Below are 11,915 nucleotides of genomic sequence, written 5' to 3'. Positions count from 1 at the left end.
TGCGTTTTCCCGGCCGCCCTGGAGGGTCGGAGCTGACGGGTTTCCAAAAGGCTCGCATTGGGAAACAGCATTTGCCTCCGCCGGCGAGCCGTGCTTTGCTGGAGGCGACAAACCGCCAACGAAAGGACTGCCATGAACCGCCAGCGATTGACTCGACGTGAGTTTCTCACCGCCACGGCTGCGTTGGCCGGGCTTGCCCTGTGCCCGACGGCCTGCCGCACGACCGGTTCCACGCGGCGAACGGCGACCGATCTGGTGCCGTTGGGGCGCACCGGATTGAAGATCAGCCGACTGGGCGTGGGCACCGGCACCAACGCCGGCGAAGTGCAACGGAGCCTCGGGCGGGAGGGTTTCAACCGCCTGATTCGTCACGCCTATGACCAGGGCGTCACTTACATCGACACCGCCGACGCGTATCGGACGCACGAGTACGTGCGCGAGGCGATCCGCGGGTTGCCCCGGGAACGACTGTTTCTCCTGACGAAGATGATGGGGGTGCCGCAGGATCCGATGAAAGAACTCGACCGATTTCGCCGGGAACTGGGGGTGGATTACCTGGACTGTGTGCTGGTGCATTGCGCGACCAGTCCTCGCTGGGATACGGAACGGCGACGGGTGCTCGATGCCCTGACGGAGGCGAAGCAAAGAGGAATCGTGCGTGCCGTGGGGGTCTCCTGTCACGGCCTGCCGGCGTTGTGTCGAGCCACGCAGGTCGAGGGGCTGGACGTGCATTTGGTGCGTTTGAACCCGCAGGGCCGGCATGTGGACGGGCCGTCCGAACGTTGGGACGAGAGCGGCGACGCCACCCATGTGCCACGGGTGGTGCAGGAGATTCAGGCGATGCGGGCCAGGGGCCGCGGCGTCATCGGGATGAAGATTATCGGGAACGGCGAATTTCGTTCGCCGGCGGATCGGGAGCGGTCGATCCGCTATGCCATGCAGAGCGGCCTGGTGGATGCGGTCACGATCGGGTTTGCCAGCGCGGCCGAGGTGGACGAGGCGATCGAGCGGATGAACCGGGCGCTGGCGGAGGTGTAAAGGCGCGGGGGCCACGGCCCGGGCACTCGAGCGGGCCGGGCGTTGCGAATCCGGCCAGGGCGGCGCAGTGCTTAGGGGGAAGGTCGCGGGCGCTTCCGAGGGAAACACAAGCCGCCCGGCGGTGGTCCGGGCGGCGGTCGGCACACGAGAGGAAAGGTGACGTTTTCGGTCGCCGGAGTGGCGAGGGTCAGCTCCCGGCGGGTGGCGGATTCTCTGTGGGCGCCGGCGAGGGCTCCGCGGGCGCTGGTGCGGCTGGTTGGGCCGGAGCGGCGGATGCCGGGGCCGAAGGCGGCTCGCTGGCGGCTGGCGCGGTCTGTCCGGCTTTGGCCTGGCGCGCCAGTTTGGCGGCCAGTTTCTTGCGCTTGATGTAGCGCTGGCGCCGACGGCGTTTGAGAATCTTGTTGTATTGTTTGCTCATAGGTCCTTTACAAGCCCGCCTGAATGCGGTTGTTTGGGCCGGTCAATATGAATGGGCCGAGGATGCGGTTCAATCTCTATTTGGGGGTGGGTTTGGCGTTGCTGGCCGTGACAATGGCCTGTCAGAGCCCCGAGTCGCGCAGCCGGAAGGAAATCAGTACGTTGCGCGTTCATCTGGAGGTCCGGCCCGAGCCCACGGGTCAGACGGAGACGGTGACGCTGTTTCGGGAGGATCCGGTCAGCCTGACCATCGAGAAGTCGCCTTTCCTCACGGAGGTGCATGTGGCGTCGGCGAAGGTGGTGGATGCCTTCGGGGTGCCGGCCATTCAGATTCAGCTGGACCGTTCCGGCACCTGGCTGTTGGAGCAATACACCACGGCCTACCGGGGGCGACGCATGGTGATCTTCAGTCAGTTTGGCGAGCGACCGGACCAGGCGCGATGGCTGGCGGCGCCCTTGATCAAGCAGCGGATCGGGGACGGATTTCTGGTGTTCACGCCGGATGCGAGTCGCGAGGAGGCCGAGCGGATCGTGCGGGGCTTGAACAACCTGGCGGCGCAGCGGAAGAAACGGGATTTCTAACAGGTCATGCGCGGCGGTCTGGTGTGGTTGGGGATCCTGGGGTGGGTGGCAGGAGCCGTGGCGACAGGACCGTTTCGGCTGCCCACGCCCAACCAGGCCCTGTTCGAGCCCGGGGGCGAGGCACGCTTCTTCGCCCCCACACCGGGCCGGACCTGGGTAGCGGGGACGTTCGGCTGCACGCGGAGCGAGGGCTTTCAGCTGCACGAGGGGATCGACATTCGTTCCGTGCAGCGGGATCGTCGGGGCGAACCCACCGACCTGGTGTATGCGGCGGCGGACGGCACCGTGGCATACATCAACACGAATCCTTCTTTGTCCAACTACGGCCGGTACATCGTCCTGCGCCACAGCGTGGACGGGCTGGAGGTGTACACGTTGTACGCGCATTTGCGGGCCGTTGCGCCGGACTTGCGCCCGGGCCGGGAGGTGCGCGCCGGTCAACCGATCGGCACCCTGGGTCGGAGCACCAACACCCGAACCCCCATCAGCAAAGATCGCGCGCATCTGCACTTCGAAATCGCGCTCATGATCTCCGACCGGTTCGACGCCTGGTTCCGCCGCACCGAGCCCCGGGAGCGGAACGACCACGGGAATTTCAACGGGCGCAACTTCCTGGGTCTGGACCCGGTGGCGGTCTTCCAGGCACAGCAGCGTGAAGGGCCACGGTTCTCGTTTCGCAGGTTGGTGCAGGAACAGGTGCCGTTGTGCACTGTGCAGGTGCGACAGGGAGAGTTTGGCTGGGTCCGGCGCTACGCCGCCCTGGTGGAGCCGGCTGCGGTTCGCACAGCCCCGGTGGCCGGATATGATGTGACTTTTAATTTTTCCGGTTTGCCGTTTCGCCTGGTGCCGCGGAGCGCAGCAGAATTGCGTCCGGGCGGGAAGTACGTGCTTTTGCAGGTCAACGAGGCCGAGGTCAACCGGTGCCGCTGTCAGGCCCTGGTGACGCGGCAGGGAAACCGCTGGGCCTTGAGCCCGCGCGGCCTGGGTTTGCTGGATTTGTTGACCTATTGAGGCCTTCCTAGGGTCTGGTGCGAGCAACCTCCCCGCGTCTGCTCCACAGGCCCCGGAAATGCGAGCCTTCAAGAGCGAACCCTTTCGCCGGTGCTCGATCTGCCGGCGGGCCACATTTGTGTGAACGGCGGGTTGGTCCAACCGCGTGGGACGCCTCTCGGTAAAACCGACGGGATGGTTGCGTCTGGGCGAGAAAAATGGCGACCCTACCGGGACTCGAACCCGGGCTACCACCGTGAAAGGGTGGTGTCCTAACCGCTAGACGATAGGGTCGAGCGTCGCTCAGAAATATATCCGGGCCGGCGTCGGTGTCACGAAAAAACTGGGCACCCGCGTGGGTGAGGGGGATCTCCCCTGTGGGCACTTCATTTCAGGACCCGGGGAAAACGCCGTTTTTACCGGGGCTTTCTCGTGCTGCGGACATTCGCGATCGCGCCGAGCGTCTGGGGCGTGTCCAGAATCCGAATGGCGCCCGAATGCGGATCTGCGGTGCCGATGGCCGTGCCTGAGCCAGTGCTGCAAGGGACAATTCGCCAACGCGGCCCCTGCCCGTTCCATGCCAGCAAGCCCCATCAAGGGCCGGAGACGGTTCGAGCCTGCGACGCGGCATGGGTTTGCCTCAGGGGGACGTCAAGGCGCCAGCCTCATGAGGCGCTTGGGCAACCAAATTGCCCACGAAACCGCGCGAATGGTTGCCCTCCAACACGCCTTATGGTTGCCCGAACATAGTGTGAACTCACCAGCCCAGGGCGAGACCCTGGGGAACCGGGACGCCGCGATTCACCCCGCCCTGAAGGGGCGGAATTCGGTGTGGGCTCACCGGTCCCCGCGAGGGGCGTCCTCGAGTGGTGCCCTTTCAGGGCGCGATGGGTATGGGGGCGCGAAGTCCCCGGGGCGTTGCCCCGGGCTGGTGGAGGGGATGCGCCTTCAGGCGCGGATTGATTCGTGCCATGCATGGACACCGGAATGCGCATTTCCGCTTTTGGAGAACTGGATTCAAGGCTTTCGGGGCAGTGCCCGTGTTCGTCGGTGTCCTGCTGCCGAGGACGCGCGAAGAGTCCACCGATCTCTCGGGGGGTGTCCGAAACCTGCGATGTGCCGCGTTGCCGTGTTGGAACCGAGGTTGCATCCGGGTCCGCCCGGCTTTGAAAGGCCGGAGTGTTCCGTGCCGCCGAGAAGCGAAAGTGGCACGGCGAGCTGCGGAGGTTCGACTTGGGCGGGCCGGCGATGCGCTCTGAGATTCCGGGGGCCGGTCTGCGCGAAACTGGGAGGCGGGTCGGCAGGCCGGCGGGGCCCTTTGTTCCGCAGTGAAATCGGACCATTTTCGCGGAGCGAAGGACACGCCCGGCGCCGGCATCGTGCCGGGGTTGTGCGGTACCGCCTGGCGGGGAGACTGGGGCTGGAGAGGATCGCCGCATGGACTCTGCCCGGCGGCTTCGGTGGAAGGAAAAAACTCGTTCGGAGGCGGGTGCTGGGGAATGTTGAGGTGCGGCGGATGAACCGATTCTTCACCCAGCCGTGGTGGTGGTGTGTGCTGCCGGTGGCGGCGGCCTGGGTGATCTGGCTGCACCGGAGCAGCGACGCGTTGTTGTCAGTCGCGCGGCGACGCTGGGTGCTGGGGTTTCGATTGGCCGGAGTGCTGTGTGTGGTGTTGGCATTGGCGGGGTTCCAATGGCCCCGGCGGGTGGGAGAGATGAACGTGGTGTTTTTGCTGGATCGCTCGGACAGTTTGACCCCGGACGAGCAGCGGGTGGCCTGGGCGGAGCTGGACCGTTGGCTGTCGGACAAGCCGAAGGGGGACCGTGCAGGCGTGGTGGTGTTTGGCCGGGATGCGGCGGTGGAGTTTTTGCCCACGGAGTCGCCGCGTTGGGACCGGCCGCTGGCCGTGGTGGACACCACGGCCACCGACCTGGGCGCTGCCGTGCGCCTGGCCCTGGCCACGCTGCCGGAGGCGGGGCAGCACCGGCTGGTGATCATGAGCGACGGCAACGAGACCCAGGGCCGCGTGCTGGACTGGCTGCCCCAACTGCGGAATCGCAGGGTCAGTTGTGATGTGCTGGTTTTGGGCAGGGAGCGACCGGGGGACGGTCGGGTGGAGCGGGTGGAGGTGCCGGCGCGGGTCGGACGAAACGAGCCCTTTGATTTGAAGCTCTGGGTGTACAGTCCGACGCAAACCGTGGCGCGGCTGCGGTTGTACGCCAACGACCAGCTGGTGGCGCAGCCCACGGTGGAATTGGCGCCCGGGAAGAACCTGTTCCGGCTGCCGCAGCGGCTGGAGCAACCCGGATTCTATCACTTCGAAGTGTTGTGTGATGTGCCGGGCGATTTCCAGCCGCGCAACAATCGAGGGTACGGATTCGTGATGGTGGAGGGCCCCCCGCGGGTGTTGGTGTTGCACACCACTCCGGAGGGCGAGTTGGGTCCGTGGTTGAAGGCACTGGGGACGACGGGGGCGGAGGTCACGGTGCGTCCGATCGAAGCGGCGCCGCCCGATTTGGCCGGCTGGTACGGGTTCGACGCCGTGGTTCTGGAGAATGTGGCTGCGGCGAACCTGCCGATGAGCAGCTGGCAACAATTGCAGCGGGCCGTGGCGGATCTCGGAGTGGGGCTGATCTGTGTGGGAGGCGACCAGAGCTTCACGGCAGGGGGATATCGGGGGACGCCGCTGGCGGAGCTGTTGCCGGTGAGCATGGAGTTGGAGCAATGGCGTCCGTTGCCGGTGGTGGCGTTGATGCTGGTGTTGGATCGCTCCGGCAGCATGCTGGGCGAGAAGCTCGAGATGGCCAAGCGTGCGGCGATGGCTTCGATCCTGGCGTTGGGGGAGCGGGACTGGGTGGGGGTGCTGGCCTTCGACACCCGGCCGTACGAGGTGGCACCGTTGCAGCCGGCGGGGCAGCGCCGGACCTGGTTGGCGCAGCTGGCCCGGGTGCAAGCCGAGGGCGGCACCTCCATCTATCCGGCGCTCAAGGAGGCGTACCGCCAGTTGGCGCGCGCGCGGGCGCATTTGAAACATTGCGTGGTGCTGACCGACGGCATCACGCAGCCGGGGGAGTTCGAGGCGCTGACCCGTCAAATGCGACGCGAGGGGATCACCGTGTCGGCCGTGGGGGTGGGAGAGGACTTCGATCGACCGTTTTTGGAGCAGCTGGCCGCCTGGGGTGGGGGCCGGTTCTATGCGGCAACGGATCCTGCGGAACTGCCTCAACTCTTCTTGCGAGACACGGCATTGCTGCTGCGCGCCGCCTTGGTGGAGGAAACGTTCGAGCCCCGTCGAATCTTCGTTTCGGAACCGCTGACCGGTTTGCCGGGGGAAGGCTGGCCGAAGCTGCACGGTTACGTTGTCACTGCTCCCAGGGCACGCGCGGAGACGCCGTTGCGAACGCATCAGGGCGATCCCTTGTTGGCGCACTGGCAGTTCGGGTTGGGCCGGGTGGTGGCCTTTACCTCGGACGTGCGGGCGCGGTGGGCGCGCGACTGGCCGGCGTGGCCGCAGTTTTCGCAGTTCTGGGCGCAGCTCGTGCAGTGGTCCTTGCGACGGCTGGAGACGGGTCCGTGGACCGCGCAGGTGCGGGCCGAGGGCGAAACGATCCGCGTCTGGACGGAATGGGACGGGGCGGATGAACCGGCTGATGCTGCGGTGCGATTCGAGGCGGTGCTGGTGCGGCCGGACGGGTCCCGGGAGACGCAGGAGATGCGCGCGACCGCCCCCGGTCTGTTCGAGGCGCGGTTCACGGCCGGGCCACCCGGCGCGGGCGCGGTGCAGGTGCGGCAGTGGGACGGGGACCGCCTGCGCGCGGCCGAGACGCTCGGGTTTGCCACCAGTGATTCGCCGGAGCTGGCGCGCACGGCGCCCAACCGGGCCGTGTTGACGCAATTGGCGGAGGCGACCGGGGGCATGGTGCTGGCGCCAGGGCCCCAGGGAGACAACCCGTTTGGGCACCACCGGCAGCCCACGTGGGCTGTGCGGCCGCTGTGGCCGACGTTGCTGCGTCTGGCGCTGTTCTTGTTTGTGTTGGACATCGCGCTGCGGCGCCTCCACTTCGAGCGCGAGGATTGGCTGGCCCTGCGTCGGTGGGTGGCTCAACGACTGGCCTGGCCGGCATCGCGAGGCGCGGCGCGAGGGGAGCCGGTGGCTGAACCGGCGCTGGCCTCGCTGCTGGCGCGCAAGGAAGCGGTGCGCGGGCAATGGGCGCAACCGTCGGGCGCGAGCTCTCCCGCCGCGCCTGTGAGCTCGGGTTTGGCTCTGGCGGAGCGTGAACCTCCGAGGAAGGGTGTGCCGCGGGTAGCGACCGGGACGGCAGTGCCATCTGCGGGGGATTCGGAGGTCTCCTCGACGCCGGTCGCGTCCACGCAATCTCCCGGCGCACGGCCGTCGGCGGGCGTGGATCGGGAGGAGGCGGTGCTGGAACGGCTGCGGCAGGCGCGTTTGCGTGCGCGGCAGAAGCTGGGCGGGCCTCCGGATTCGGCGTCAACGACGTAGGGATGCCGGCGGGCAGACGCGGGGGACGCGAATGTTCAGTGGTCGGCGAGCGGGCCGAGGCGCAGGAGTTGCATGACGGGTTGGGAGGCTTGATCGGAGGCGGCCAGGTCCACGAACCACTCTGCGACCCAGTCGTTGTGGCCGTCGGGGTCCACGAGCATTTGCTGGACGGTCCAGGCGCTTTGGTCCTCGGCGGGCAGGATGTAGGTGTGCCGGCGGTTGCGGGCTTCGGGGTCGAGACAGAGCCGGGCGTGTTCTTCGAGGTAGGCCTCCCACGTTTGCTGAAGGCGTTGAGGGGTCCATGCTTCCCCGCGGGCATCGAGGGGGCGGTCGAGATGGCCGAGGGCGGTGTCGAACTGGCGCGTGCTCCAGGCCCGGAGGAATGCGAAGATGCGGTTGCGCACCAGGCTGGTGAACGTGGCGCGGTCGGCCGTGAGGCGGGTGGGGGCCGTGGCGAGGAGCGCGGCGACCGGCTGGCCGGTGATGCGCGCGCGTTCTTCGGCCAGGCGTCGCTCGTATTCCGGGTCGCGCATCTGTTCCCACTCTTCCAAGAGGCTGGAGTCCACGGTGCGGATCATGGTGCCGAAGTAGAGTTCCATTTCGCGGACGGCCTCGGTCTTGGCGGGTTCGGGCACGGTTTGTTTGAGGACCTTGTACACGCTGTGAAGGTGACGCAACAGGAGACCCTCGACGCGTTGGAGCTGGTAATCGCGGACGTAGTCGTCGAAGGAACGGAAGGTTTCGAACATTTCGCGGGCGATGCTTTTGGGACGGATGTTTTCCTGGCCGACCCACGGGTGGCGGGAGGCGAAGGCGTTGAAGGTGCCGTAAATGAAGTCGCGGTTGGGTTTGGGGTATTCGAGTTGTTCGAGCCGTTCCATGCGTTCCTCGTAGGGGACGCCCTCGGCCTTCATGGTGGCGAGGGCTTCGGCCCGAATGCGTTCGAGCTGGCGCTGGAGGATGGGTTCGGGATCTTCGAGGATGGCCTCGACCAACGTGAGCAGGTCGAGGGCGTATTGGGGGGAGTTGGGATCGAGGATGAGCAGCGTTTCCAGCAGGTAGAGGGAGAGGGTCTGGTCCAGGGAGAAGTCTTCCTGGAGTTCGACGTTGACGCGGAGTTTGGGCAGGCCTCGGGCATCGCGTTGGTCGGGCGGCACGATTTCGATGACGTTGCGATTGAGGAGGGAACGGAACAGTTGCCAGGCGCGTCGGAAGTGCTCGCGTTTCTGGCGGGGCGAATCGTGACAGCGCCGGATGATTTGTTGCAGGGCGCGACAGCCGTCTTCGTCGGGGCGGCTCAGGACGTGCAGGAGCATGCCCGGGGTGACCTGGAAACGGGAGGTGAGTCGTTCGGGGGGCGCGTGCACGAGGCGGTGAAAGGTCTTGATGTCCCAGGTGATGTGGTTCGGATTGGGCGCCCGTTTTTTGGTGGGTTTGCGGCCGTCCCGGGCGGCCTTGGCTTCGAGTTTGCGGTTTTCGATGACGTGTTCCGGGGCCTGGACCACCACCCAGCCGCGGTCGTCAAAGCCTTTGCGGCCGGCACGACCGGCGATTTGGTGGAAGTCGCGCGCGCTGAGGAGCGTTACTTTTTCGCCGTCGTATTTGCAGAGGCGGGTGAAGAGGACCGTGCGGATGGGGATGTTGACACCGACGCCGAGGGTGTCGGTGCCGCAGATGATTTTGAGCAGACCGCGTTGCGCGAGGCGTTCGACCAGGACCCGGTATTTGGGGAGCAGACCGGCGTGATGGAGGCCGATGCCGTGGCGGAGCCATTTTCGGATTTCCGGGCCGTAGGGGGAGTTGAACCGAACGGTTTCCAGTTCGGCGGCGATTTGTTCCTTCTCGGTACGGGAGCAGAGGTTGAGGCTGGTGAAATCCTGGGCGCTTTCGGCCGCTTCGGCCTGGGTGAAGTGAACCACGTAGATGGGGGCTTTGTCCTCGGCCAGGAGTTGTTCGACGGTTTGGGCCAGGGGGCGTTCGGACCAGGTGAACTCGAGGGGCACCGGGCGTTCGGAAGCGGCGATGGTGACCGTGCGGTTGCCGGTGAGCCGGGTGAGTTCCTCTTCGAAGAAACGGGTGTCGCCCAGGGTGGCCGACATGAGAAGGAAGCGGGTGTGCGGCAGGGTGAGCAGGGGCACCTGCCAGGCGACGCCACGGTCCCGATCGGCGTACCAATGGAACTCGTCCATGACCAGGTCGTCCACGGGCGCGCGGGCGCCGCGTCGCAGGGCGATGTTGGCCAGGATTTCTGCGGTGCAGCATAGGATGGGTGCATGCCGGTTGACGGAGGCGTCGCCGGTGGAGAGGCCCACGTTGTCCGGGCCGAACTCGCGGCAGAGATCCCGCCATTTTTCGTTGACCAGGGCTTTGACCGGGCAGGTGTACACGGCGCGGCGTCCGCGCGCCAGGGCGGCAAAGAGCATGGCCATGGCGACGAGGGATTTGCCGGAACCGGTGGGGGTGTTGAGGATGACGTTGTGGCCCTCGAACACGGCGAGCAGTGCCTCTTCCTGGGCCGGATAGAGGGTCAGCCCCTTGTCGGCCACGTACTCGAGGAACCGATCCAGCAGGCTTTCGCTGGACGGGTTGTCCGGATCTCGCACCAGCAGATCGTACAGGGTCAATCCCATGTCGCAGGATGAAAGTAGGAAGAAGCGGGTCGGGGAGCGAGTCCGAGGGTGAGGGAGGTGGCTTGCTTGTCTGCGGTTTCCGGAACGAGCTCCAAGCGTTTCCTCCGCCCGCCGCCTCATTAACCCGCAGCGACGATCGGCCTGCGGATGATTCGCCCGGCTTCGACTGCGCCGTCAGAGACCTGGCAGAGGGCCCGGCTGGGAGAATGGCGGGTTCCTACTCGGGACCGGTAAAGCGTATCGACAGGCTTCGCCCCTGGCGCAACGGCCCAAAAGGGTGTGACGTGCGAAATCGTGGCCGCTGCCGGCTCCTGAAGCATGCCGGTCGCCGTGGGGAACGGGCAGCGGCGCCGGCGTGGCGCACGGGTGCGACTGCAATCGTTCAGCGGTCGGGTTCCTCGGCGTTGGGCGGCGGGTTGGGTTCGCCCTGCCAGTCCTCTGCGAGGGCCAGTTTTCTCAGGTCCTCATAACTGTGATAGCCCACCAGCACCGATTGAATGATGCCCTTGCGGTCAATGAAGAAGGTGGTGGGAATGGCGGTGACGTTCTTGTATGGCGGGGCCAGGGGTTCGGCGGCGCGTCCCACGGTGTAAGGGACCTGCTGTTTCTGGACGAATCGGCGGAGGGTGTCTTCGTCCTCGTCACTGACGCCCACGATCACGAGTTGGTCCCGGGAGGTTTCCCGGTGGAGCCGGGCAAAGTGCGGAATCTCTCGGACGCACGGCGGGCACCATGTGGCCCAGAAGTCGAGGATGACCCTGCGGCCCTGCAGCTCGGAAAGCTTGATTTGCCGGCCTTCCAGGGTTTGGACGGTCAGCTCCGGAGCTTTGACGCCCTGCCAGGCTTCGAAGTCGGGTTCCACGGTCCGGGCCGGACCGGCTTGCGAAGCGATTCGATTCCAGAAGGTACCGAACCAGGAGAAGTACGCGATGCCGAGGACGACGCTGGCCAGGAGGGCGACGCCGGAAAGGACGGTGCCGGACAGCGCCATGCCCCGCCCGGAACGCCGCCGGCTCAACTGGAGAAGACCGGTGATGAGCCCTGCCAGGCCGAACACGCCCCCCACAAGGATGGGGCTGGTGCAGAGGGCAAGAATCCCCAAAACCAACGTGGCTACGGCAAGTCCGACGCCATGCTCCGCAGGTGGGGAGGCGGGAGGGACAGTGAGTTCACTGTTCGGATTCATGGTTCAAAAGGGAATGTTGCAGGTTTGCGTGCGCAATCCGAAGCGTAATCGATTTACGGCTCTTTCGCCAGCCCCAACCACCCCCGGAGCCGGCCGCGTCAGCCGGGAAGGCAAACGCAGATGCCAACCGGCTTGGATGAAACCGTGCGGGTGGGTGTTCCGCGGTCCGGCGAGGTGACCAGTGGCCTTCTCACGGGAGACGCGATCCGCCGCTCATTTCTCCGGCGGCCGAGATGCCAGGGATCCGGGGATGGACCTGACCCGGCAGGGAGCTCTGCGGCGCAGCGGCCGGGGGCAGAAAGGCTGGAGACGAACCTGAGGCCGCGACAGCACCTCAGCCTGTGAAGACGTGGAAGTTCGTGGCCGGGATCGAAGCCGCGTGCGTGCGTTTCCGACGGGCAGGGACCGTGCGTTCCAGGATCGAAACCTGGTGAAAACCGGGCCGATCGAGCGTTTCCTGGTGATCCTGGAGTTCAGCGGAGTTCTTTTCCGAATCCGGGGTGTTTCGCCAGCCCTGGCTGGACCGGGTCCTGGGCGCGGTCAATGGGCAAAGGGACAAACGGGCTGAAGC

The 11,915-nt window shown here is 66.3% G+C and carries 7 protein-coding genes and 1 tRNA gene; 4 read left to right on the top strand and 4 right to left on the bottom strand.

The window, feature by feature from the left end:
• The first annotated feature begins 132 nt into the window (after positions 1 to 132).
• Positions 133 to 1,038 carry an aldo/keto reductase gene (locus ACPDIT_RS04160; RefSeq protein ID WP_423441824.1) on the top strand — a complete coding sequence of 302 codons (906 nt, stop codon included), beginning with the start codon at positions 133 to 135 and terminating at the stop codon, positions 1,036 to 1,038.
• A gap of 187 nt (positions 1,039 to 1,225) precedes the next feature.
• Here ACPDIT_RS04160 and ACPDIT_RS04155 read toward each other — a convergent pair whose 3' ends face one another.
• Positions 1,226 to 1,456 carry a hypothetical protein gene (locus tag ACPDIT_RS04155; RefSeq protein ID WP_423441822.1) on the bottom strand — a complete coding sequence of 77 codons (231 nt, stop codon included), beginning with the start codon at positions 1,454 to 1,456 and terminating at the stop codon, positions 1,226 to 1,228.
• A gap of 62 nt (positions 1,457 to 1,518) precedes the next feature.
• Here ACPDIT_RS04155 and ACPDIT_RS04150 point away from each other — a divergent pair, with 62 nt between their 5' ends.
• Both ACPDIT_RS04150 and ACPDIT_RS04145 read left to right on the top strand, forming a co-directional pair.
• Positions 1,519 to 2,037 (top strand): SecDF P1 head subdomain-containing protein, encoded by a 519-nt coding sequence (locus ACPDIT_RS04150; RefSeq protein ID WP_423441820.1) that lies wholly within the window; start codon positions 1,519 to 1,521, stop codon positions 2,035 to 2,037.
• Between the two features lie 6 nt (positions 2,038 to 2,043).
• A complete protein-coding gene (locus ACPDIT_RS04145) occupies positions 2,044 to 3,048 on the top strand; it encodes a M23 family metallopeptidase (RefSeq protein ID WP_423441818.1) in 1,005 nt (334 codons plus the stop codon).
• Between the two features lie 198 nt (positions 3,049 to 3,246).
• Here the strand turns inward: ACPDIT_RS04145 and ACPDIT_RS04140 are convergent.
• Positions 3,247 to 3,321, bottom strand: a tRNA-Glu gene (locus ACPDIT_RS04140).
• Positions 3,322 to 4,543: 1,222 nt separating this feature from the next.
• Between ACPDIT_RS04140 and ACPDIT_RS04135 the strand changes: the two genes are divergently transcribed.
• The gene (locus tag ACPDIT_RS04135; protein WP_423441816.1) at positions 4,544 to 7,528 is read left to right on the top strand and encodes a VWA domain-containing protein; all 2,985 of its coding nucleotides are present in this window, start codon (positions 4,544 to 4,546) and stop codon (positions 7,526 to 7,528) included.
• A gap of 35 nt (positions 7,529 to 7,563) precedes the next feature.
• Here the strand turns inward: ACPDIT_RS04135 and ACPDIT_RS04130 are convergent, their stop codons facing one another.
• Together ACPDIT_RS04130 and ACPDIT_RS04125 are read right to left on the bottom strand one after the other, a co-directional pair.
• Complete coding sequence (locus ACPDIT_RS04130; protein ID WP_423441814.1) at positions 7,564 to 10,158, bottom strand: DEAD/DEAH box helicase; 2,595 nt, start codon at positions 10,156 to 10,158, stop codon at positions 7,564 to 7,566.
• 382 nt (positions 10,159 to 10,540) lie between these two features.
• Positions 10,541 to 11,344 carry a redoxin domain-containing protein gene (locus ACPDIT_RS04125; protein WP_423441812.1) on the bottom strand — a complete coding sequence of 268 codons (804 nt, stop codon included), beginning with the start codon at positions 11,342 to 11,344 and terminating at the stop codon, positions 10,541 to 10,543.
• Positions 11,345 to 11,915: the final 571 nt, after the last annotated feature.

Origin of the sequence: Limisphaera sp. VF-2, from assembly GCF_049537125.1 — a bacterium.
GTDB lineage: Bacteria > Verrucomicrobiota > Verrucomicrobiia > Limisphaerales > Limisphaeraceae > Limisphaera.
This window is presented reverse-complemented; position numbering and strand designations above follow the sequence as displayed.